This is a genomic window from Kiloniella laminariae DSM 19542, from assembly GCF_000374005.1.
Taxonomy (GTDB): Bacteria; Pseudomonadota; Alphaproteobacteria; order Kiloniellales; family Kiloniellaceae; genus Kiloniella; species Kiloniella laminariae.
Genome location: NZ_KB893171.1, coordinates 44031 through 65765 on the forward strand (window position 1 = coordinate 44031; position 21735 = coordinate 65765).

At 51.2% G+C, this 21735-nt stretch carries 21 protein-coding genes; 13 read left to right on the plus strand and 8 right to left on the minus strand.

From position 1 onward, the window contains the following. Positions 1-124: 124 nt before the first annotated feature. The 3 genes from B152_RS0121300 to rlmN all read left to right on the plus strand — a co-directional run bounded on the left by B152_RS0121300 (position 125) and on the right by rlmN (position 2717). Positions 125-673 carry an RNA methyltransferase gene (locus B152_RS0121300; protein WP_211212265.1) on the plus strand — a complete coding sequence of 183 codons (549 nt, stop codon included), beginning with the start codon at positions 125-127 and terminating at the stop codon, positions 671-673. 194 nt (positions 674-867) lie between these two features. Further along, positions 868-1392 carry an invasion associated locus B family protein gene (locus B152_RS0121305; RefSeq protein WP_020594485.1) on the plus strand — a complete coding sequence of 175 codons (525 nt, stop codon included), beginning with the start codon at positions 868-870 and terminating at the stop codon, positions 1390-1392. Positions 1393-1556: 164 nt separating this feature from the next. Beyond that, complete coding sequence (rlmN, locus tag B152_RS0121310) at positions 1557-2717, plus strand: dual-specificity RNA methyltransferase RlmN (RefSeq protein WP_020594486.1); 1161 nt, start codon at positions 1557-1559, stop codon at positions 2715-2717. A 23-nt stretch (positions 2718-2740) separates the two neighbouring features. On the opposite strand, the gene B152_RS0121315 is transcribed toward rlmN, so the two are convergent. Continuing rightward, complete coding sequence (locus tag B152_RS0121315; RefSeq protein ID WP_020594487.1) at positions 2741-3541, minus strand: class I SAM-dependent methyltransferase; 801 nt, start codon at positions 3539-3541, stop codon at positions 2741-2743. A 121-nt stretch (positions 3542-3662) separates the two neighbouring features. Then, complete coding sequence (locus B152_RS0121320; protein ID WP_020594488.1) at positions 3663-4559, minus strand: LysR family transcriptional regulator ArgP; 897 nt, start codon at positions 4557-4559, stop codon at positions 3663-3665. 290 nt (positions 4560-4849) lie between these two features. Here B152_RS0121320 and B152_RS0121325 point away from each other — a divergent pair, with 290 nt between their 5' ends. From B152_RS0121325 to B152_RS0121340, 4 genes are all read left to right on the plus strand, one after another. Beyond that, positions 4850-5497, plus strand: coding sequence for a glutathione S-transferase family protein (locus B152_RS0121325; protein ID WP_020594489.1), 648 nt, complete (start codon positions 4850-4852; stop codon positions 5495-5497). 164 nt (positions 5498-5661) lie between these two features. Continuing rightward, positions 5662-6408 (plus strand): hypothetical protein, encoded by a 747-nt coding sequence (locus B152_RS0121330; RefSeq protein ID WP_020594490.1) that lies wholly within the window; start codon positions 5662-5664, stop codon positions 6406-6408. Positions 6409-6576: 168 nt separating this feature from the next. After that, positions 6577-7281 (plus strand): hypothetical protein, encoded by a 705-nt coding sequence (locus B152_RS0121335; protein WP_020594491.1) that lies wholly within the window; start codon positions 6577-6579, stop codon positions 7279-7281. A 126-nt stretch (positions 7282-7407) separates the two neighbouring features. Further along, positions 7408-8031 carry a LysE/ArgO family amino acid transporter gene (locus B152_RS0121340; protein WP_020594492.1) on the plus strand — a complete coding sequence of 208 codons (624 nt, stop codon included), beginning with the start codon at positions 7408-7410 and terminating at the stop codon, positions 8029-8031. Between the two features lie 33 nt (positions 8032-8064). Here B152_RS0121340 and B152_RS0121345 read toward each other — a convergent pair whose 3' ends face one another. Further along, on the minus strand, positions 8065-10215 hold the full coding sequence (locus tag B152_RS0121345; RefSeq protein WP_020594493.1) for a methyl-accepting chemotaxis protein: 2151 nt from the start codon (positions 10213-10215) through the stop codon (positions 8065-8067). Between the two features lie 368 nt (positions 10216-10583). On the opposite strand from B152_RS0121345, the gene B152_RS0121350 reads away from it, so the two are divergent. Next, positions 10584-11960, plus strand: coding sequence for an MFS transporter (locus B152_RS0121350; RefSeq protein WP_020594494.1), 1377 nt, complete (start codon positions 10584-10586; stop codon positions 11958-11960). Between the two features lie 41 nt (positions 11961-12001). On the opposite strand, the gene B152_RS0121355 is transcribed toward B152_RS0121350, so the two are convergent. Next, the gene (locus tag B152_RS0121355; RefSeq protein WP_020594495.1) at positions 12002-12904 is read right to left on the minus strand and encodes a LysR family transcriptional regulator; all 903 of its coding nucleotides are present in this window, start codon (positions 12902-12904) and stop codon (positions 12002-12004) included. 150 nt (positions 12905-13054) lie between these two features. Between B152_RS0121355 and B152_RS0121360 the strand changes: the two genes are divergently transcribed. Both B152_RS0121360 and B152_RS0121365 read left to right on the plus strand, forming a co-directional pair. Further along, entirely contained in the window at positions 13055-13669 is a 615-nt protein-coding gene (locus tag B152_RS0121360) for a glutathione S-transferase N-terminal domain-containing protein (protein WP_020594496.1), read from the plus strand. Between the two features lie 78 nt (positions 13670-13747). Continuing rightward, positions 13748-15874: a 2Fe-2S iron-sulfur cluster-binding protein gene (locus tag B152_RS0121365; RefSeq protein ID WP_020594497.1), complete on the plus strand. Its 2127-nt coding sequence runs from the start codon at positions 13748-13750 to the stop codon at positions 15872-15874. A 6-nt stretch (positions 15875-15880) separates the two neighbouring features. On the opposite strand, the gene B152_RS0121370 is transcribed toward B152_RS0121365, so the two are convergent. After that, positions 15881-16777 carry a LysR family transcriptional regulator gene (locus tag B152_RS0121370; RefSeq protein ID WP_020594498.1) on the minus strand — a complete coding sequence of 299 codons (897 nt, stop codon included), beginning with the start codon at positions 16775-16777 and terminating at the stop codon, positions 15881-15883. A 280-nt stretch (positions 16778-17057) separates the two neighbouring features. Between B152_RS0121370 and B152_RS0121375 the strand changes: the two genes are divergently transcribed. The 3 genes from B152_RS0121375 (at position 17058) to B152_RS24655 (ending at position 19568) form a co-directional block, all read left to right on the plus strand. Continuing rightward, a complete protein-coding gene (locus B152_RS0121375) occupies positions 17058-18260 on the plus strand; it encodes an argininosuccinate synthase (protein WP_020594499.1) in 1203 nt (400 codons plus the stop codon). A gap of 98 nt (positions 18261-18358) precedes the next feature. Then, entirely contained in the window at positions 18359-19144 is a 786-nt protein-coding gene (gene tam, locus B152_RS0121380) for a trans-aconitate 2-methyltransferase (RefSeq protein ID WP_020594500.1), read from the plus strand. Positions 19145-19277: 133 nt separating this feature from the next. Then, complete coding sequence (locus tag B152_RS24655; protein ID WP_020594501.1) at positions 19278-19568, plus strand: DUF3253 domain-containing protein; 291 nt, start codon at positions 19278-19280, stop codon at positions 19566-19568. 107 nt (positions 19569-19675) lie between these two features. Here B152_RS24655 and folD read toward each other — a convergent pair whose 3' ends face one another. From folD to B152_RS0121405, 3 genes are all read right to left on the minus strand, one after another. Beyond that, a complete protein-coding gene (folD, locus tag B152_RS0121390) occupies positions 19676-20575 on the minus strand; it encodes a bifunctional methylenetetrahydrofolate dehydrogenase/methenyltetrahydrofolate cyclohydrolase FolD (RefSeq protein ID WP_020594502.1) in 900 nt (299 codons plus the stop codon). 160 nt (positions 20576-20735) lie between these two features. Then, positions 20736-21371 (minus strand): bifunctional nicotinamidase/pyrazinamidase, encoded by a 636-nt coding sequence (pncA, locus tag B152_RS0121400; protein ID WP_020594504.1) that lies wholly within the window; start codon positions 21369-21371, stop codon positions 20736-20738. A gap of 35 nt (positions 21372-21406) precedes the next feature. After that, positions 21407-21706: a YggT family protein gene (locus tag B152_RS0121405; protein ID WP_020594505.1), complete on the minus strand. Its 300-nt coding sequence runs from the start codon at positions 21704-21706 to the stop codon at positions 21407-21409. Between the last annotated feature and the right edge of the window lie 29 nt (positions 21707-21735).

A 21735-nucleotide genomic window follows, 5' to 3' on the forward strand; every position in this document is an offset into this window, starting at 1 on the left:
GGCCCTGTTTTCTCGCAGGAAAACCGATTCAACCGATGATTCTTTGGTATTGATTCTTTGGCGCTCGCATTATAGGCGGAAAGCATCAAAGATTAACAGAGCTAAGAAGGACTGGATAAAGACGATGGCAGATAGAACAATGAAGGGATTTTTCGGCATGGGTGTCGAAGGTGGCAGCAAGCCCATGAACCTGGGAAATCTGCTTCGCTCCGCCCATAGTTTTGGCGCCAGTTTCTTTTTTACCGTCGCTCCGAATTACGACAGCCGCAAAGTTAAACAGTCTGATACATCCGATGCACCCAAAACCCTGCCGCTTTATAACTATGCGACAGTTGACGAAATGGTTTTGCCCAAAGGGGTGAAGCTGGTTGGGGTCGAGTTGACGGAAGAATCAATTGAACTGCCCAGTTTTTGTCACCCGCTTCAGGCTGCCTATGTTCTTGGTCCGGAAAAAGGCAGCCTCTCGCCAGAGATGCAGGCGCGTTGTGACTTTATTGTGAAAATTCCCATGAAATTTTGCGTCAATGTTGGCGTTGCTGGTGCAATTGTGCTTTATGATCGTTTGATCTCGACCGGAAAATTTCCAGCAAGGCCTGTTAACCCAAGGGCTAAAATTGTTCCTTTGCCGGAGCATTTCCAGGGCGGGCAGTTGCTCCGTACCCGTAAAGACTAGAACAGATTTAGCGGCCATCGCCGATAGTGGCCAATGGGTCCGGTTATCTTTTATGGTTATCTTTCGGGGCTGCCACAGAATTTCCCTTTTTGTAGCCTAGCCTCGGAACAATTGGACAAAGACCGAACGATACAAAGGCCGGACAATATTGTAGCTTGGGCATAACAGGGAAAAAGATGAGAAGATTTGTGACTATGTATTCTGCTATCCGAACGACTTTTATGGCGGCTGTCGCTTTTGCAGCAGTTACCCTTTCCACTGGCGTGCAGGCGCAGGGTGTCAAGGTGATCGCCCAGCATCGTGACTGGACGTCATACAGCTATAACGAGGATGGGCAGAAGGTTTGTTATATGGCCTCTGTGCCGAAAAAGGCAGAGGGGAGCTATTCCAAACGTGGTGACATCTATCTGATTGTCTCGCACAGGGTTGGCGAAAAGCGGTGGGATGAGGTCAGTGTCCAGTTCGGCTATCCTTTCAAGGAAAAGGGTGAAGCTCAACTGTCCGTTGGCAAGGACAAGTTCCGTTTTTTTGCGGAGGGAGATTCTGCCTGGGCTTATGATATTGCGGATGATGAAAAAATTATCAATGCAATGATCAAAGGCGCGGAACTGATCGTTCAGGGAACTTCTTCTCGTGATACCAAAACCAAAGATACCTATTCTCTGAGTGGTTTTTCAGCAGCTTACCGATCCATTAACCAGGCTTGTGGTAAAAAATAACCTGAATAGTGGCTGGTCTGTTTAAGGACAAAGTTGACACAAAAGGAACAGGTAACGGACAGCCATGCAGGGATTGCAGGGCGAATCCACTTGAATCCTTGCATGAGTCGCTTTATCTAGGCCTCAAATGCAGAGCAACGTTCTGCCCTGAAGGAAGATGAGTCATGACCACAGCAACCACAGATACCGCATCGCGCGGTCACGCAAAGGCCTTTGCTCCGCCGCTATCTTTGGCTGCTGATGGGCGCAAAATTCTGGTCGGTCTTTCGCGGGAACAACTGGAAGCGGAAGTTCTGTCGCTGGGCGAGCCGAAGTTTCGGGCGAAACAGCTGTGGCAGTGGATCTATAATCATGGCGCCAGTTCATTCGAGGTGATGACCTCGCTTGGCAAACCCTTTCGGGCCAAGCTGGAAGAAGCTTATGTGGTCGGGCGGCCGGAAATTGTTGAAGATCTGATTTCGGTGGACGGAACGCGCAAGTGGTTGCTGCGTTTTGCTGATGGCAATGAAGTCGAGACCGTATTTATTCCTGAGGAAGATCGGGGAACTTTATGCGTTTCCTCTCAGGTCGGCTGCACTCTGACCTGCAAGTTCTGTCATACTGGTACCCAGCCTTTGGTGCGTAATCTTTCTCCTAATGAAATTGTTTCCCAGATCATTATGGCGCGTGATGCCATGGAGGAATGGCCGAGTTCTGCAGAGGGTCGCCGTGTCACCAACATCGTGATGATGGGCATGGGTGAACCGCTCTATAACTACGAGAACGTTGCCCAGGCCCTGAAAATTGTCATGGACGGGGAAGGTCTCTCTATTTCCCGCCGCCGTATTACGCTGTCGACCTCGGGGGTTGTCCCGGAAATCCGGCGTTGTGGTGCAGAGCTGAATGTCAATCTGGCAGTTTCTCTGCACGCGGTTACGGATGAGGTTCGCAGCAAGATCATGCCGATCAACAACAAGTACCCTCTGGCCGAACTGCTTCAGGCCTGCCGTGAGTATCCAGGCGTCAGTAATGCCCGGCGGATTACTTTTGAATATGTCATGCTCAAGGATGTGAATGATTCACTTGAGGACGCCAAAAATCTGATCCGGATCCTCAAGGGCATTCCGGCCAAGATCAACCTGATCCCCTTCAACCCTTGGCCGGGTTCATTTTTTGAGTGTTCTTCAAAAAATCAGATCCGCCGTTTTTCAGACTACCTGTTTGAACAGGGGGTTTCCGCGCCTGTACGGACAACACGCGGCGAAGATATTCTTGCCGCCTGCGGCCAGCTCAAGTCTGAATCAGAGCGCAAGCGCAAGAGCAAAAAGCCCTGCGCTGCTGAATAATTCTCCGGCTACCAGTTTTTGTTTCAGGGTTTCTGCATCACCAGTGTAAAGCCGAGCGGCGGAACTGCTTCCTGATGCTGGAGGTCCTGACAGAAGTTGGAAATATCCCGGTCAATTTCCTTGATGTGCTTTAGAGACATGCCGAGATTAATTCCTGCCATGAGAATGTTGTCCAACCTGTGCTGGAAGCTGTAACAGGGCTTCGCGTCGTAGCTCTCGTGGTTGAAATAGTCGAGGCCATCTGTGTCTTTCCACGGCTCTTTCCTGAAATAGGAATGAAGTGGCCGGGATTTCCCCTTTTCATCTGGTTCATACATCATAAGAACCGGGTGCATTTCCTCGACCACATAATATCCGCCCGGTTTGAGTAGCTCGGATACAACCCGGAAAAAATCTTTAATATCAGGCATCCAGCTCATGACACCGACGGTGGTGAGCACGATATCAAACTGCCCGGCCAGCTCTTTCGGCAGGTCGTAGACATCACTGACGATCAGCTGCATAACATCCTGAAGCCCGGCGGCTTCGACCAGCTCTTTGCCCTGGTCAATGAAAGCTGCGGCGGCATCTACACCAACGGTGCTGTGGGCGCCCATCTTCTGGACCGCCAACACATCTTTGCCATTGTTACAGCACAGCTGGATGATTTTTTTGTTTTTAACCCCGACCAGAGCCAGGCTTTCCAGCAGATAATCTGCTAGCGGGTTAAAATCGCTCTTTTTCACATCCAGGAGTAACTGTTCCTGATTGGCTGCGCGATGTTTTGGAGCAGCTTCATCCCATGATTTTCGGTTGGCATCAGTGTAGAATTTGCGGCTGTCCATAAGAGGTTCCCATTAAAGTTCCCGATTTACGAATATTGCGTTTCTTAAACGCCAGTAATCGAAATTTTTATGGCGCGTTCAAGAGTATTTTGCAGAAAATACAGCTCTTTCAGCAGAGAGTTCAAGACAGGGGAGTAAGAACTTTTCTTGCTTCTGCTGTCAGGGAACGGGTCAACTGCTGCATCAGGCTGGTCTGCAGGTTCCAGACATGCCAGTACAGCGGGACCGGGATTTCACATTCGGGATCAATGCTCGCGAGCTGTCCGTTTTGAATGAGTTCCCTGCTTTGCTGATCGGGAACCAGACCATAGGCGAAACCTTTGACCAAAGCAGAAATAAAACCGTCACAGGCAGGGATTAAATGATGGGGAAAACGGGTAACGCCAAATTTTTGTTCCAGATAGCGGTGTTGCAGCGGATCCTTGCGATTGAAAACGGCCACCGGAGTGTGAGCAATATTCTCGGGAGTTAAGCCTTCGGGAGCGTATTTCTGAATGAAGTTGGGTGAAGCCAGGGGACGATAGATCATTTGCCCAAGCGGAATACAGCGACATCCCTGCACAGCAGAAGAGCTGGCGCTGATACATCCCAGGACCTCACCTGTGCGCAAGAGATGATGTGTTTGTTCCTGATCATCCACCTTGAGATCAAGCAGGATTTTGTTGTCCTGGACAAAGTTCTGGATTGCCGGGAGAAACCAGGTGCCGATTGAATCTGCATTCAACCCGATGGTCAGGGTGTTGAATCCGGCTTCGCCAGGATTTTTAAGATCATCATCCAGCTCGCTTTCCAGCAGAGATACCTGTTTGTAGTGTTTGAGCAAGCGCTGCCCGGCAGTGGTTGCGGCAAGAGGAGAACTGCGCACAACCAGCGTTTGACCAAGGTTGTCTTCCAACTGACGCAGACGTTGCGAGACGGCTGACTGGGTGATGAAAAGCCTCTGTGCGGCTTTTTCAAAACTGCCTTCTTCGAGAATGGCTGTCAGCGTTGCCAGCAAACGATAGTCAAACATAATCATAAATATCTCTTATTTTTACCTTGAAACATTAGAGAGTTGATTTTGAGCTGTCACCCCAATTAGCCCGCTATTTTCGAGAAAGGGTCGAAAGAAAGATCTTGGCAAAGGCTATGGCGGGGAGTCCTGTCAAAGTTCAGGTATTCTTTGCCAATCCCCGGTTTTGATGAAGGGTTGGTCTGGCGAGAGTAGGGTCAACTTGTCATAGTTATCCTAAATGGCCTGACAAAGAACATGCGAGCACATGATAAAGTCAGAATGAGTTGTATTGCATCAGAGGAATTGAGAAGAGCATGGGCAAGTTGAAACTTATCATTGGCAACAAAAATTATTCATCCTGGTCCTTCCGACCCTGGATCGCGCTGAAGGTCAAGAGAATCGAGTTTATAGAAGAGCTTTCTCCATTTGATTTTACAGCAGGCAATCCGGATTTTGCCAAATTCTCCCCAAGCAAGAAGGTTCCGGTATTGCAGGATAATGACCTTACTGTCTGGGAATCCCTGGCTATTCTGGAATATTTGGCTGAATGTTTTCCCGAAGCCGGGCTTTGGCCGGAAGATCGGGCCGACCGTGCCTGGGCACGGGCCATCGCCAATGAAATGCATGGCGGGTTTATGTCCCTGAGATCCGAATGCCCGATGAATATGCGGCGGGCAGTCAGGGCGATCCCGATTTCGGAAGCAACAGGCAGGGATGTCCAGCGTATCGTTGATATCTGGCGTGAATGCCTCGAGCATTCTGGTGGTCCGTTCCTGTTTGGGGACTTTACCAATGCAGACGCTATGTTTGCCCCGGTTGTGAACCGTATCGCGGTCTACGAGCTTAGTGATGATCCTGATATTATACGCTATTCTGAGGCGATGATGAAACTGCCGGCATGGCAGGAGTGGGAAGCCGCAGGGAAGGCAGAGCCCTGGACTGTAGAAGAGGAAGAAGTTTAAGGAAGATCAGGTCTGGTGGACAAGCAGAGTTAAGATGGGCCCAGGCGTTTGACACAGCAGCAGTGAAGAAAAACAGAATATACTCGCAGTGATAGAACGTTTTTCTGGAAAAGCGGGTTGGTATCAGAAACGTTTCCTTGTTCTTTTTGAAAAGGAAGTAACCGATGCATATCTTGTTCTTCTTTAAAAGCTGTATGGTTTTGATGTTGCTGTCCATTGGGCTCTCTGGTTGTGGCCGGTTGGAGATAGCGACGGTAACCCTGACACCGACCAAAGTTGGCACACGACATGTTCTGGAAAATGGTCGATATGGTGTCTGCCACGGGTTAGACCGCCATGGCAGAGGATCAAACTTTCTGTTGAGAGATGTAGATCCTCCCGATCGGGCTGATCCTTCTTTGATGGTTGTCGGGTATGAAAACTATTTCCTGCAAGGAGCAGATCCCTTTCCCTGTCACCACTGGGGCAGTCATGCTTTTCAGGCCATGATGCTGTTTGATGTGGAAAGTACCGGGGCGACCCACATTATGAAAGCGACCCTGTCATTTGATATTATCCGGGAACTTTACAAGGATCGCCTGTTGAGCAGTCGCTGTGAAGCGCCGGTAGCGCGGATACAGGACGACTGGTACGAAGGCTATTCAAATGCACGAGGAAGGGAAGGCATGGTGCCCTTTTCCCGGACTGAACCGGGAGGGACATTCAGTTCTGCTGGAATTGGGGACACCTCGCCGGATTTGGATGTGACCCATATCATCCGCTGGATGTTGCGGGGTGCCAATCGGGGTGTGGTTCTTAATCCAAAGGATGATGAGATCTTGCGAAATGACCAGAATGTATGGTGCGTAAGTACAATAGAAAACCCCAGGTTGGTGCTGGAAATCGTCAGACCGATTGGCTTTACACCCTAGAAACGGGTTAAATTCTTTGTCACAAATAAGATGTATCGAAGTGTGCTACACTCGCGGCAGGTGAGTATTTCTATTCTGGAAAAGTAGGTTTGGTATCCGGAACGTTTCCTTTTTCACAAGAGAAGGATGTGACCGATGAGCCTGTTCTATACCTTAAGGTGCTATCTAATGACGATTATGCTGGCTGTGGGATTATCTGCCTGTAGTCGGCTTGAGATTGCAACTGTGACCCTGACACCGACGGAAGTCGGAACGCGTCACGTGTTCGATAATGGCAGGTACGGAGTCTGTTATGGGCTTAATCGTCATGGATCTGGATCGAGTTTTCTGCTGAGTGATGATCCCCCTGACACGGCTGACCCCTCCTTGATGATTGTTGGCTACGAGAACTATTTTGATCAGGGTGCTGATCCCTTCCCCTGTCATCACTGGACCAGCCACGCCTTCCAGACCATGATGCTGTTTGATATCGAAAGCACCGGGGCGACCCATATTATGAAGGCCACTCTTTCTTTCGATGTTGTTCGTGGCCTGTATCAGGATGGGCTGCTTGATACCCGTTGCCGGGCCCCGGTCGCGCGCGCCTTGAGTGACTGGCCTCCGGGATATTCTATGGCCTACAGACGGGCAGGGATGGTTGATTTCCCACGCAGCGAGCCTGCGGGTATATTCAGCTCTGCTGGCATCAGCGGCTTTTCTCCCAATGCAGATGTTACCCAGCTAGTCCGCAGGATGGTCAGGGACGGGAATCGCGGTTTTGTTCTCAATCCCAAAGATGATGAAATCTTGCACGACGACCGGAATGTCTGGTGTGTCGGCACGATTGAAAATCCGCGGCTGGTGCTGGAAATTGTCAGGCCAATTGGCTTATGACAAAGCTCTGATGATTCGCGATATAAAAATTTCTAATGAAATATTATTATTTCAAACAATACTTATAATGGACTGTTGTTTTACTCTGAAGCGAGTTTTGAAAACGCTTTTGCAGGAAAAACGGATATGTTCGCTATTGTTGCCCCTTTTATCAAGGGGATGGGAATAGGTGCAGGCTTGATCATCGCTATAGGAGCCCAAAACGCCTATGTTCTGACACAGGGGCTGCGGGGGAATAATCAGCTCCTGATTGCCGGTATTTGTGCTCTGGTTGATGCGCTGCTGATCACGCTGGGTGTGGCTGGGATGGGGCTACTGGTGACCTCTAACCCCCTGCTTCTTCAGATCACAGCCTGGGCTGGTGCGGCTTTCCTGTTTTTTTATGGTATCTCTGCTTTCCGGGCGGCGATGAACCCGGAAGTCCTGAAGGCGCGACAGTCAAGCGGACCGGACAGTATTAAAAAAGCCGTTTTGACAACGCTTGCGGTAAGTTTGCTAAATCCGCATGTCTATCTGGATACTGTGGTCTTGCTTGGCTCGGTCGGGGCGCAATATCCCGAGGATACGCGCTTCTGGTTTGGTATGGGGGCGGTTGTTGCCTCTGTTCTGTGGTTCTTTTCACTTAGCCTGGGAGCCCAGTGGCTTGCCCCGTTGTTTCAACGGCCTCAGGCCTGGCGTGTTCTCGACTGTCTTGTCGGAATTGTCATGTGGTTGATTGCCGGGTCCCTGGTGCTGAAGGCGCTCTCTTGACTGCGCAGTCTTAGCACCAGGTTTTAAATGAGCCTATTTGCGAATACTGGCCAGGAATTGTTCAACATTACCCGTCAGAAGACTGCTTTCCTGGTCTATCTTCTGTACACCCTCGAGGACCTGGGACATTGACTGGTTGGTTCTGGTCAGCGCCGAGGTGACGCCCTGCACTCTTTCGGCAATGACAGAACAGTTGCTGGCACTCTGGTTGACCGTCTGGCTGATTTCCCGTGTGGCACTTCCCTGTTCCTGTACAGCATTGGCAATACCTGCCGCGATTTCATCGATTTCCTTGATTACGGCGTCAATTTGTGCGGCGGCATCAACTGCACTGTGAATTTCGCTCTGAATGCTGCTGATCAGCGTACTGATGCCTTCTGTTGCGTTGGTTGTCTGGTTCGAGAGATTTTTGACCTCGGATGCAACAACGGCAAATCCTTTCCCGGCATCTCCAGCCCTTGCCGCTTCGATGGTCGCGTTAAGGGCAAGGAGATTGGTTTGTTCGGCAATGGTGCTGATCATACTGATCACGTTCTCGATTTGTTTCGAGCCCTCGTTCAGGCGGTTTATATTGCCGTTCATTGTCGTTGCGCGGGAAACCGCGTCTGTTGAAATGCGAGTACTTTGCGAGACCAGATTGGAAATCGCGGCGATGGACGCTGACAGTTCCTCTGTTGCGGCGGCGACTGTGGAAATATCATTGGACATGACATCACTGGCGCTGCTGATTTCCTGGGTTTCTTTCTGGGATTTCTCGGCGAGGCCGTGCATTTCCCGGGCCTGTTCACGCATGATACTGACATTGCTCGAGAGGATGCTGATTGACTGGCCGACAGAGGTATCAAAGTTATTGGCGAGCTTCTGGGCGCTAGCACGTTTTTCCTCTTCCAGTCTGGTTTGACTTAGCTCCTGCTCCTGCTTGAGCTCTTCGGCTTCCCGGGAAACATTCCGCAATGCTGCCAAAGCAAAACCCATCTTGCTAATTTCGTCGTTGCCGTTTCTGTTGATGCTGGTGGTCAGATCTCCGTTGGCAATCTCTTCCATAGAAGTAACCAGCCCCATAAGCCGTCGGAGCAGGTTCCTGGCAACATAAAGCCAGCCGATGAGGACAGAAATGACGAGTGAGATAAGCGAAATTGACAGCATCACGATTTCAGTTTGTTTCGAGGTGGCATCATTTGCTTCTGCTGTCAGCGCAATAGCTGTTTCTGATGTTCGAACCAAATCACTGATCTGCACAGACAAATCTTCAGCCAACTTACGGGTTGTCTGCATGATCTGCTCACTCTCCTCCAGAAGCTTTAGTTCTTCTTTTCGCAGCAGAAGAATGTTGTTCTGCAGGTCTCCTTTGCTGCCAAGCTGCAGAAGAGACTGGAACATTTCGCTGAGTTTGGGCACCTCCTGATTTTGCGACAGCTGGGACAGGGGGGTCGCCATGGAGCCGAGCGAGGTCAGAAAAGTTTGTTCGATGGCCTCGACGCCTGCGATGGTGTTGCTCTGTCCTCCTTCAGCAAGCAGGCCGACAAGCAGATTGGTTGAGCCTTTGAATTCCAGCAGACCTTGCTGCAGAATCATGTGCTGAAGCGGTTCTCCCTCGCCATCGATGATTCCAAGCCTTATCTTGATCAGGTGAGGGGCAATTTCTTTCTGGGCTGTTTCGCGAAACTGGGGGAGCTGTGTTTCAAGTTCCTGACGCCTGGTTGCGAGGTTTTGGCTTTCCTGGCCCAGTTCGTTGAGGCGGGTAATTTCAGGAGCAATTGCGGCAAGGCTCTCGCGGATATTCTGAATTGCATCCTGACTGACATTGAGAGTGCTCAAACTTGCCAGATATCCCTCTGCTGCAGTCATGGAATCCTGCAGCGTTTGGAAACGGCGATCTCGCTGTTCGGTACCGGTTGCAGTCCGGAGCAAGGGAGCTGTTGCGGCCAGTCGGGAAATTTCTTCGGAAAGCTTCAGGGCAGAAGTAATGGAGGGGACGCTCTCGAGAGTAAGTTCTGCCTGTGCCTGGCTCAAACGGGAAAGATTATACCAGCCGATGAGGCTGCCGATGATGGTCATTGCTGCAACAACACTGAATGCAAGGATCAGCCTTTTTCCGATCCCAAACCGGATCACGGGTTGGGTCTCCTCTTCATGTTCTTGCTTGAGGTTTTCCGCAGTCAGCATCGAAGTCGTGTCACCCATTCCTAATTGCTCCTTGTCGTGGTTTCGACCGGGGAACTCGGTATAATTATTTTTGTTAAAACCACGTCTGTTCTTTGATTTTATTGTTGGTTTGATTATTTGGTTAATTTATTTTGGCTGAAGCTTAAGTGGGTAATCGTAAATATTTTGTCAGCAAAATAATATTTCTATTAATTTGTTCGTTGAACTGTCCGGCGGGAATTCAGGTTCGGTTTTCAGAGGGCTATGGTCTTTCCGCCAAAAGTGAAACAAAGGAGACATGGCCTGTCCTTGACCCTGCACAAGGGTGAAGATAGCTTCCGTTATTGGTAAAAAACAATTGAAGATCTGAATCCGACCGAGACATCGCTCCAGGAAAGTATGCATAAATGCTCAGTGTGCTGCGTCACCGCATATACAGACATCTTTTTCTTGCTCAGCTGCTGTCCCTGATGGGAAGTGGCCTGACAACTGTTGCTCTTGGCTTGCTTGCTTATGAACTGGCGGGGGCTGATGCCGGTGCCGTTTTGGGAACTGCGCTGGCATTGAAAATGGTCGCCTATGTTGGTGTGGCACCGCTGGTAGGGGCCTTTGCGGATCGTGTGCCACGGAAAACCTTTCTTGTCAGTCTGGACCTTTGCCGTGCCGGTATGATTGTTTTTTTGCCCTTTGTCAGTGAAATCTGGCAGATCTACCTTCTGGTGTTTTTGTTTCAGTCATTCTCGGCAGCTTTCACCCCAACCTTTCAGGCCACGATTCCCGATATTCTTTCGGAAGAGGACGACTACACCAAAGCGCTGTCGCTCTCCCGGCTGGCTTATGATCTGGAAGCGCTGCTCAGTCCTCTTGTCGCGAGTATTCTGCTCACCGTGATCAGTTTTCATTGGCTGTTTTTGGGAACCGTGTTCGGATTTTTGGCTTCTGCTCTATTGGTTATCTCTGTTGTTTTGCCCAGGGCGCAGCCTACGGAGGAGGAGAGTTCCTTTTTCAGGCGGGTATCACGCGGCAGCAGGATCTATCTGGCTACCCCCCGGTTGCGTGGCTTGCTGGCCTTGAGTTTTGCGGTCTCTTCCGCAGGAGTTATGGTGATCGTTAATACGGTGGTATTTGTCCGTGATACCCTTTCGGGGAGTGAACAGGATGTGGCTTTTTTTCTGGCTGCTGCGGGCCTGGGATCAATGCTTGTTGCCCTTGCCTTGCGGACCTTGCTGGAGAGCTTCCCGCCACGGTCGGTGATGCTCTGTGGCGCTTTTGTGTTGTTCCTTGTGCTTGTCGCAGCGTTCTTTCAGCCGGGCTACAGTCAGGCTCTGCTGATCTGGGCATTGATCGGTGCCGGGGGAGCTATGGTCCAGACACCCGGGGGATTACTGCTCAAACGTTCTGCCCGAAAAGAAGATCTTCCCGGTATCTTTGCAACTCATTTTGCCCTGTCACATGCCTGCTGGCTGATGACCTATCCCTTGGCGGGCTGGCTTGGTCGCTATCTGGGACTGGAGCTGACCTTTATAATCATGGCCGGTGGTGTTTTGGCCGGTGGACTGACAGCTCTGCTGGTCTGGCCGCGAGAGGATAGTGATGTTTTGATGCACGAGCACCCGGAGGTGTCCCATCTGCATCTACATAGGCATGATGAACATCACAGTCACGAGCACCAGGGGTGGGAAGGGCCGGAGCCACACCGACATCCGCACTATCACGCTCCACATCGCCACGCACATAGCTTTGTTATTGATAGCCACCATCAAATCTGGCCTGATCGAAACTAACGTTCAGGCGCGGTGTGGTCGGCGATAAGACCACTCCTTGGTTAATGGTCCACTTGATCGGATTCACGAAAATAAAGGGCGACATGATCAACAAAAGCCTTTACCCGAGGTGCAAGATGCCGTCGATGCGGATAGATAACGTAGGCATTGCGATCATAGGCCTCGAATTCCTGTAGGACCCGCACCAATCGACCACTGGTCAGATCATCCTGCACTGTCGAAATAAGACACATGCCAATCCCGTGGTCTGCCAGCACCATTTTTCGTATCGCTTCTGCCGCATTCACCCGGGCACGGGGTTTAATAGTCTGGAGGACTTTTTGGCCCGAGACGATAAATTCCCACTGATTGGTCCTGCTGATGGTTGATCCCACAATGCAATCATGTGTTTTGAGCTGGTCGGGATGGGTTGGTATTCCCCGTGTTTTAAGATAATCGGGGCTGGCGCAGAGCAGATATTTGTACCGGGCAATCTTTCGCGTGATCAGGCTGCTGTCGTTCAGATTTCCCAAACGAATAGTAACATCAATACCTTCCTGGACAATATCCACTATGCGTTCTTCCAGGCTGAGATCTATGGTGATCCCGGGGTGTTGTTTGAGGAAATCATTGGCACAATCGACCACAATTCCTTCTCCCAAAACCCGTGGTGCCGTCACCCGGAGGTGCCCGCGAATACTTCCCGTTTCCTCACCAACCAGACTTTGCAACTCATCCATCTGTTCAAGGATAAAAAGAGCCCGGTCGTAATAGGCTTGTCCCAGCTCGGTAATGCTCACTCGTCGGGTGGTACGATTAAGCAGACGGGCATCAATCTGGTCTTCCAGCTGCTTGACATACTTGCTGGCGAGCATTGTTGAAATGCCAAGATGTCGGGCAGCGGCTGTGAACCCTCCTTGGTCTACGACGCAGGTAAAGATCCGCATGGCGTTCAGCGTATCCATTACTATATCCAATTTGTTTATAATAATATCCAAAATAGACCAATACCAATGAGGTATCGAGCAAATTAAGTTATTGGGTAGAGAAGATACCGAGAAAGTTCTGGTCTCTTCTTCTGAGCAAACCAATTTTACTTTGATAGGATAAATCCAATGATCAAACTCTATCGCCATCCGCTGTCAGGTCATGCCCATCGCGTGGAACTGTTTCTTTCTCTGCTCCAGTTGGAGTACGAATTGCTTGATGTTGATCTGTTGGCCGGGGCGCATAAAACACCTGAGTTTCTGAAACTGCATCCTTTTGGCCAAGTCCCGGTGTTGGACGATAACGGCACAGTATTATGGGATTCCAATGCCATTCTGGTTTATCTTGCCCGGACCTATGGCGCTGGGCGTTGGCTCCCAACAGACTTTCTGGAGGAAGCAGAAGTGCAGGCCTGGTTGTCTGTTGCTGCAGGACCTGTTGCTTTCGGCCCGGCAGCTGCACGTCTGGTCAAGGTCTTTGGCGCAAAGCTGGATCTTGAAGCTGCGCAAGCCAGAGCACATGCTTTGTTATCCATCATGGATGGTGTTCTTGCGAACCGTGCTTTTCTGACGGGTAAAGCGGTAACCATTGCTGACATCGCGGCCTATAGTTACATCGCACACGCCCCCGAAGGAGATGTCGTGCTTGATACCTACGGCAATGTCCAGAAATGGCTCGGTCGTATCGAAGCTCTCCCCAATTTTGTTGGCATGCAGAAAACCCCAAAGGAACAGGCGGCTTAATGGGGGAGCAAGGGGCACTGTAGAAGCAGTGTCCCTTATCAGGAGCTCGATATCGGATGTTCGGAAAGGGAGAAGGGCATGACTGAAACATTTTTTGATCCAGATACCACGCCATTTCATGTGGGAGAGATCACTGTCCAGCGCCGCGTGGGCGTGTTGGAGGCTGTTCACAGTTATGCGCCAAAAATGATGCGAGGGTTTCTTCCAGAACAACATCAGGATTTTTATGCCCAGCTCCCTCAGCTTGTTGTCGGTTCACTGGACAGCCAGGGCAGGCCCTGGGCTTCTATGGTTGTTGGGCAGCCCGGATTTGTTTCTTCACCCGATCGTAAAAGCCTGTCGATCAAGTCAAGGCCACTTTCTGGGGATCCTCTTGGGGATAACCTGGCGCTGGATGTTCCTCTGGGCTTTCTGGGGATCGAGTTTCATACCCGGCGACGCAATCGCCTGGCTGGTAAAGTAACAGCCTGTGATGCTTCCGGTGCTTTTTCGGTACGGGTTGATCAGGCTTTTGGCAATTGCCCTCAATACATTCAGGCGCGGCACAGCAGTTTTGACAACAATCTCGATGAGGGACATTTTGTTCCGGGTCAAATTAAACGTAATAATATCCTTGATGGTGAAGCCCGAAGAATTGTTTCTCAAGCGGATACTTTCTTTATTGCCTCTGCCTATTTCAACGATGGAACAGATCAGCGACAGGGTGTGGATGTCTCTCACCGGGGTGGCAAGCCGGGCTTTCTGAAAGTTGTGGACAACAAAACTCTCCTGTTTCCTGATTTTCCGGGAAACAATCATTTCAATACAATCGGTAATATTGAGGTTTATCCAAAAGTCGGACTGTTGGTCCCTGACTTCGACAAGGGGGATATGCTTTATCTGACCGGTAGCGCAGAGATAATCTGGGAGGGGCCGGAGGTCGCAGCCTTCAGGGATGCTGAAAGGCTCATACGGATTACCATCGATGAGCTTATCCTGTCAGAGCAAAGCCTGCCTTTGCGCTGGAGCTTCGACAACTATTCTCCCTATCTGGAGGCGACAGGGGATTGGAAAACAGCTGATCAAGTTCTCAAGGCGAATCATGGTCATGCGGATAACCGCGAGAGCTGGCAACGTTATCGTGTGAGCGAGATCGAACGGGAAAGTGAAACGGTTTCTTCCTTTTATCTGGAGCCGGAGGACGCTGGTCAACCGCTACCGTTCTATACTGCAGGGCAGCATCTGCCGATAAGGGTACTCCTTGAAAAAGAACGTTCAGGTGAGGGAGTGCCTGAGGGAAGAGCTACGCGCAGAAACTATACCCTTTCCAACGGATATGACGGTCGGCGGTACCGTTTGACGATCAAGCGCGAGAAAGAAGGACGGGTTTCCCGGTTCTTCCATGATCAGCTCAAACCAGGAGATGTTATTGAGGCGCAGGCACCCCGGGGCAATTTCGTCCTCAATGGTCAGAGCCAGCGCCCGCTCGTTCTGCTTTCTGTCGGTGTTGGTATCACGCCGATGATCGCAATGCTCGAAGCTTTTCTCAAAGAACAGGCCGTTACAAAGAATGATCGGCAGCTCTATTTTATTCATGGAAATGAAAAACCCGGGCAGCAACCTTTTCGGGACTACCTCACACAGCTCGACCAGCTGTTTACCCAGCTTAACCTGAGTTTTTGTTATGTTCGGCCAGGATCGGGAGATGTTCTTGACGATAAAACATCACTCCATGGCCGTATCAACAAGGTCCTGTTGCAGAAGCTTTTGCCCTTGGCGGATTATGATTTTTATCTTTGCGGACCAGCGGCATTTATGCAGCAGACTTATAAAATTCTTCTGGAGCTTGGGGTTTCTAAAGGTCGTATCCGTTATGAGAGTTTCGGTCCTTCAGTTGTTCTTGAGCAGGGGGCAGATATCAGCAGTGATGAGTCATCATTTGGGCCTGTCCCTGAAACGATGATGGTGCGTTTCGCCCGGGCTGACATTGAGGTGCAATGGAGCAAGGAGCAGGGAACATTGCTGGATCTGGCGGAAGCCGCCGGACTGGAACCTGATTTTTCCTGTCGCAGCGGAACATGCGGAAGCTGCCGTACTCGTGTGGGCTACGGATCGGTCCAACACAGACAGGGGGTTTTCCCGCCAGAAGACGGCGACGCCCTGATCTGCAGCGCGGTTCCGGCTGTGGTGGCTGAAAGCAACCCCATCCTTGTGTTGGACCTCTAGGAAGGCTTACCAGTTCTTGTGTTGGCGGTAATAGATGCTGAGGTGGTCAATAAAGCTGGATACCTTAGGTGAAAGAAGCTGGCGATGGGGATAGATGGCATAAATTTTATTGTGCCAGGCCAGCTCGGGAAGAACCTCAACCAGTCGTCCGCTGGCCAGATCATTTCCGGCAATAAAGTCCGGAATTTGAGTGATTCCCATATTTTGGGCTGCAGCCTCGCATTGGGCACGGCCGTTATTAACATCCAGTGTCCAGTCCATTGCAACTTTGCGGATGCTATTTCCTTCTGGCAGGCTCCAGCAGGGCCCGTGTCTGGACAGGGTGTAGTGTATTCCCTTGTGCCCGACCAGATCGTCTGCTGTGCGGGGGGTGCCATGTTTTTCCAGGTAAGCAGGAGAAGCGTAGAGGCCGACCGTCGTGTCTGCAATCGCGCGAACCATAAGACTTGAATCCAGTAGCTCCGAGGTTATCCGTATGGCCAGATCAAAGTTCTCCTTGAGAATGTCATCAAAACGATCACTCAGGGTGAGGCTGACACGAACTTTCGGGTGCTGCTCCTGATAACTTTTAATGGCAGGGATCAGATATTGGGGGCCAAAATCCATAGGTGCAGTAATCCGCAGGATACCCGAAGGGCTGCCCCCCAACTCACTGACCGAGGTGTCCATCTCTTCGAGATCAGCCAGAAGCTGACGGCATCTTTCGTGGTAAAGGGCTCCGGCCTCGGTCAGGCTTACCTGTCGGGTCGTCCGGTTGAACAGGCGGGTGCCGAGATCATTTTCCAGGCGGGCGATGTGTTTGCTGATCATGGCAGGGGAGAGATTGAGATCGCGGGCTGCCCCCGCAAAGCTGCCGCCGTCTGCGACAGCGCAGAAGATTTTCAAGCTGGTTAACTTGTCCATTTATACCCGCTTTGTGGTTCATTGGTCTGTCTGTTTCCTGCCCTGAAAGGACCTGGAAAGTAATATTGTGCTGTTCAGGCTTCTTTTCCAGAACTATTCCTGCAAATGCACAGGGGGTGAGCTGAAGAACAGAAATTTCTGTTTTTCTATCGAATCCATATAAACAGCTGCTGCCCCCCCTTGCTCTGGGCTGTGATTTACCTATACTCCCGGCAGATTTACCTTTAATCGGCATCCGTGTTGTAAAATACGGGCACTTTTCATAGAGGCGTAGACTCTCATGGGCGATATCAAAAAAGTCGTTCTTGCCTACTCGGGTGGGCTTGATACCTCGGTTATCCTGAAGTGGCTTCAGGAAACCTATAATTGTGAAGTTGTGACCTTTACCGCAGACCTGGGGCAGGGTGAAGAGCTGGAACCAGCCCGTAAAAAGGCCGAGATGTTCGGCGTGAAGGATATCTTTATTGAAGATGTACGCGAAGAGTTTGTCCGCGATTTTGTCTTCCCGATGTTCCGTGCCAACGCACTTTACGAAGGCGTCTACCTGCTGGGGACTTCCATTGCCCGTCCGCTGATCTCCAAACGTCTGATCGAGATTGCCCGTGAGACCGGGGCTGATGCTGTTGCCCATGGCGCAACTGGCAAAGGCAACGATCAGGTCCGGTTTGAACTGAGCTGTTACGCGCTGAACCCCGGCATTCGAGTGATTGCGCCCTGGCGTGAATGGGATCTGACATCCCGTAACCGCCTGATCGAGTTTGCCGAGAAGCACCAGATTCCGATTGCCAAAGACAAACGTGGTGATGCGCCTTTCTCTGTCGATGCCAACCTGCTCCATACCTCTTCCGAGGGCAAGGAAATGGAAGACCCATGGGTCGCACCGGGCGAACATGTCTATTCCCGCACGGTTTCCCCGATGGATGCTCCGGATGTTGCAACTGAAATCACGGTTGAATTCGAACGCGGCGATGCGATTGGCATCAACGGTGTGCGTCTGTCACCTGCCGAAGTTCTGACCAAGCTGAACGAGTTGGGTGGCGCTAATGGTATCGGTCGTCTCGATCTGGTGGAAAACCGTTTTGTCGGCATGAAGTCCCGCGGCATTTACGAAACGCCGGGCGGTACAATTCTGCTGGCGGCGCATCGCGCGATTGAATCCATTACGCTCGACCGTGGTGCCATGCACCTGAAAGACGAGCTGATGCCGCGCTATGCGGAGCTGATCTACAATGGTTTCTGGTTCAGCCCCGAGCGTGAAATGTTGCAGGCCCTGATCGACAAGTCACAGACACATGTCGAGGGAACTGTGCGTCTCAGCCTCTATAAGGGCAATGTGATCGTGACCGGACGTGAGTCACCAAAGTCACTCTACAGCCTGGCGCATGTGACCTTTGAAGAAGATAGCGTTTATGACCAGCATGATGCAGCAGGCTTTATCAAGCTGAATGCGCTGCGTCTGAAGCTTTTGAGCAAACAGCGTTAATTCATACTGTTTTTCAGCTTAAAGCCCCGCAGCTCTTGCGGGGTTTTTTGTTTTTCAGGCATGCTGTTGACATTCAGTACGAGGGGAGATGAGCGGCTATGGCTGATTGGGACGCGGAACTTTATTTGCTCTATGAGGCCATGCGGACACGTCCTGCAACAGAACTTCTGGAAAAGGCTGTGGCCCACCTTGGAAGTCGTGATCTTGAACAGATCGTCGATCTTGGCTGTGGCCCGGGAAATTCTACCGAGCTGCTAGTCCGGGAGTTTCCCGAAGCCAGTGTTATCGGGCTAGACTCCTCTCCCGCGATGCTGGAACGGGCAAGAGAGCGTTTTCCTCATGTTAAGTTTGTCCAAGATGATATTGTGAACTGGCATTCAGAAACATCTTTGGATCTGATTTTTGCCAATGCTTCCCTGCAGTGGTGCCCGGATCATGCCTACCTTTTCCCTGGGTTGATAAACAAGCTCAGACCGGGAGGATTACTGGCGGTCCAGATGCCGGACAACCTGTCAGAGCCCTCGCATCAATTGATGCGCGAAATAGCAAAGCGACCGAGATGGCAAGAACAGTTAAGTGCAGCTTCGGGAAAGCGTGCCGTTATTGGCTCTTTTGAGGCCTATTATGACTATCTCTCGCCTGCCTGTGATCTTGTTGATATCTGGCGTTGTTGTTATGGGCATGTCCTGCCGGGGCCGGAGGCAATTGTGCAGTGGCTGCAGGCCACCGGGCTGAAGCCCTATCTTGATCCTCTTTCTGTTGCCGACCGAAAGCTGTTTCTTGAAGCTTATAGCCGGGCCGTCAGCCAGGCCTATCCGCGAATGTCTGATGGTCGTGTAATGCTGCGTTTCCCGAGGCTGTTTATCATCGCACGCAAACGCTAGAGTTCACAACAGGTGAACCAGGGAAACATCCGGTTTCTGCAGGGTGGCTATGCAGAGGGGAAACCAGAATGTGATTGCTCCGGATGGATTTTCGCGTTAGTGAAAGCGCAACAGTCGATAAGAGAGATCCGCCATGAGCGAAGAAAAACAGAAAACAGACGATCCCGTTGCCGTCTTTATCCTTGGAGAGCTCTACGGTGCTGAAGCACCGATGAGCCCGGATAATCTGGCACGGGCCTTTTACAAGCCACGGGCTAAAAAAGAAGACCGTCCGGACAGCTGGCGCAAATACCTGCCAGCAGTTCGCCAGCAGGCGCTTTATCTGGCACGCAGTGGCCGGATCAATATCATCCGCAAGGGTGAGGTTGTTGATCCGAAAGCCCCGATCAAAGGGCTGTTCAAACTGGCGATTACTGAAAAGTAGGGAACTACACTGTAGTAAGCTGAAGCACCAGAGCAGATAGCGGATATGAAAAAAGCCTTGAGAAGCAAAATTCTCAAGGCTTTTTGATTTTGCGCTCTTTGAAGGAATCAGAGCAGTTTTGGCTCTGCGATGCCAGCCTGACGACAGGCTGCTGTGAGCGTATTGGCCAACAGACAGCCGATGGTCATGGGGCCGACACCGCCTGGAACCGGGGTAATGGCACCAGCAACGGACATGGCTTCAGCGGTGGCAACATCACCGACCAGCTTGTTCTTGCCGTCAAGCTCAATTCGGTTGATGCCCACGTCGATCACAGTTGCGCCCGGTTTGATCCAGTCGCCCTTGACCATTTCCGGGCGTCCGACAGCGGCGACAACGATATCAGCCTGGCGAACAACAGCAGGAAGGTCTTTGGTGCGGCTGTGCGCGATGGTGACTGTGCAGCTTTCCTGCAACAGCAACTGGGCCATAGGCTTGCCCACGATATTGGAGCGACCGACGACAACAGCCGTCTTGCCGGAAAGATCGCCAAGATGATCTTTCAGCAGCATCAGGGAACCAAGCGGTGTGCAGGGAACCATTGGTGCACTGGCACCCTTTGCGCCAGTCGCCAGGCGTCCGGAATTGATCACATGGAAGCCGTCAACGTCCTTGTTCGGATCAATGGCATTGATGATTGCATGGTCGTCAATATGGGCAGGCACGGGCAGCTGAACCAGAATACCATGTACGGCAGGGTCGTTGTTGAGCTCATGGACCTTGCCCAGAAGTTCTTCCTGGGTGGTCTCGGCTGACATCTTGTATTCAAAAGAGTTCATGCCGACTTCAACAGTCTGCTTGCCCTTGCTGCGGACATAAACCTGGCTTGCAGGGTCTTCGCCAACCAGAACCACGGCGAGGCCGGGAACCAGATTGTGGTCTTTTTTCAGGCGGGCGGTCTCTTCAGCAATACGGCCGCGCAGGCCTGCCGCGAATTCTTTACCATCAATAATCGTCGCAGTGGACATCTGCAGATCTCCTTGGTTTGATCGTCGGAGATATCCCTGATTTTTCCGGGGATACCGCAATCCGGATTTTCTATGGTTTTCCGGTTAGGGATGCAATGACTTATCGCAATCGGGATCAGGCAATCTGTTCCGAATTGCAGATCAGCTGATCGGAGATTGGCTAGAAGCTGTCCGTCGTAACCAGCTTCACATTTGAATTCCGCATATCTTCCAATGCAGTGCCAAGTGACCCTTCCAGATCAATCGCCCGGCAGGCATCTTCGATCACAAAGACTTCAAAGCCCTCTTTCCGGGCATCCATCGCTGAATAGTAGACACAGAAATCTGTCGCCAGTCCACAGAGAAAGACCCGCTTGATCTGGCGCTGGCGCAGGTATCCGCTCAAGCCTGTCGAGGTGCGCTGGTCGTTTTCAAAAAAGGCTGAATAGGAGTCAATTTCCGGGCGGAAACCTTTGCGCAGGACCAGTTCGAACTGATCAGTTTTCAGATCGGGATGGAACGCGGCACCCGCCGTACCCTGGACGCAGTGCTCGGGCCAGAGAACCTGGGGGCCATAGGGCATCTCGGTCAGGGTGAAGGGGTCTTTGCCAGGATGTTGGCTGGCGAAGGACTGGTGGCTGCGGGGGTGCCAGTCCTGCGTCGCGAGACTGTGGGGGAATTTACCGCTGAGATCATTGATCAGCGGGACAACGGCTTCGCCTGTTGGGACAGCCAGGGCACCACCGCTGCAAAAATCATTCTGCACATCAATAACCAGAAGTGCATCCGTATTAGTCAGGGCGAAAAGGTTATTCATGTCCAGCTCGTATGACGGAAGGGCAGATCACTGGGTTAACCAATCGAATAGGCCAACCGGGCAAGCATGTTCTGGATAAACATAATGATCAGGAACAGGACGATCGGCGAGAGATCAATTCCGCTGATGGCCGGAACGACCTTGCGGATAGGCCGGAGTGCCGGTTCTGTCAGACGCCAGAGAAACTCACCTACAGTATTCACAAAAGGGTTCTGGGTGTTAACGACGTTGAAGTTAACCAGCCAGCTGAGAATGATAGAGATAAGCAATGCCCATTTGAAGAGATCAAGGGCAACAATTGTTACAGTAATCAGTGGACCGAGAATAATATCCATCTTGTCGTATCTCTATTCGTTGTATGTGG

Coding starts and splice junctions, on each gene's coding strand:
- B152_RS0121320 (WP_020594488.1), bottom strand. CDS start 4,559: ATGATTATGTTTGACTATCGTTTGCTGGCAACGCTGACAGCCATTCTC.
- B152_RS0121370 (WP_020594498.1), bottom strand. CDS start 16,777: ATGGACAAGTTAACCAGCTTGAAAATCTTCTGCGCTGTCGCAGACGGC.
- B152_RS0121365 (WP_020594497.1), top strand. CDS start 13,748: ATGACTGAAACATTTTTTGATCCAGATACCACGCCATTTCATGTGGGA.
- rlmN (WP_020594486.1), top strand. CDS start 1,557: ATGACCACAGCAACCACAGATACCGCATCGCGCGGTCACGCAAAGGCC.
- folD (WP_020594502.1), bottom strand. CDS start 20,575: ATGTCCACTGCGACGATTATTGATGGTAAAGAATTCGCGGCAGGCCTG.
- B152_RS0121350 (WP_020594494.1), top strand. CDS start 10,584: ATGCTCAGTGTGCTGCGTCACCGCATATACAGACATCTTTTTCTTGCT.
- B152_RS24655 (WP_020594501.1), top strand. CDS start 19,278: ATGAGCGAAGAAAAACAGAAAACAGACGATCCCGTTGCCGTCTTTATC.
- B152_RS0121325 (WP_020594489.1), top strand. CDS start 4,850: ATGGGCAAGTTGAAACTTATCATTGGCAACAAAAATTATTCATCCTGG.
- B152_RS0121355 (WP_020594495.1), bottom strand. CDS start 12,904: ATGGATACGCTGAACGCCATGCGGATCTTTACCTGCGTCGTAGACCAA.
- B152_RS0121335 (WP_020594491.1), top strand. CDS start 6,577: ATGACGATTATGCTGGCTGTGGGATTATCTGCCTGTAGTCGGCTTGAG.
- B152_RS0121305 (WP_020594485.1), top strand. CDS start 868: ATGTATTCTGCTATCCGAACGACTTTTATGGCGGCTGTCGCTTTTGCA.
- tam (WP_020594500.1), top strand. CDS start 18,359: ATGGCTGATTGGGACGCGGAACTTTATTTGCTCTATGAGGCCATGCGG.
- B152_RS0121330 (WP_020594490.1), top strand. CDS start 5,662: ATGCATATCTTGTTCTTCTTTAAAAGCTGTATGGTTTTGATGTTGCTG.
- B152_RS0121360 (WP_020594496.1), top strand. CDS start 13,055: ATGATCAAACTCTATCGCCATCCGCTGTCAGGTCATGCCCATCGCGTG.
- pncA (WP_020594504.1), bottom strand. CDS start 21,371: ATGAATAACCTTTTCGCCCTGACTAATACGGATGCACTTCTGGTTATT.
- B152_RS0121405 (WP_020594505.1), bottom strand. CDS start 21,706: ATGGATATTATTCTCGGTCCACTGATTACTGTAACAATTGTTGCCCTT.
- B152_RS0121300 (WP_211212265.1), top strand. CDS start 125: ATGGCAGATAGAACAATGAAGGGATTTTTCGGCATGGGTGTCGAAGGT.
- B152_RS0121345 (WP_020594493.1), bottom strand. CDS start 10,215: ATGGGTGACACGACTTCGATGCTGACTGCGGAAAACCTCAAGCAAGAA.
- B152_RS0121340 (WP_020594492.1), top strand. CDS start 7,408: ATGTTCGCTATTGTTGCCCCTTTTATCAAGGGGATGGGAATAGGTGCA.
- B152_RS0121315 (WP_020594487.1), bottom strand. CDS start 3,541: ATGGACAGCCGCAAATTCTACACTGATGCCAACCGAAAATCATGGGAT.
- B152_RS0121375 (WP_020594499.1), top strand. CDS start 17,058: ATGGGCGATATCAAAAAAGTCGTTCTTGCCTACTCGGGTGGGCTTGAT.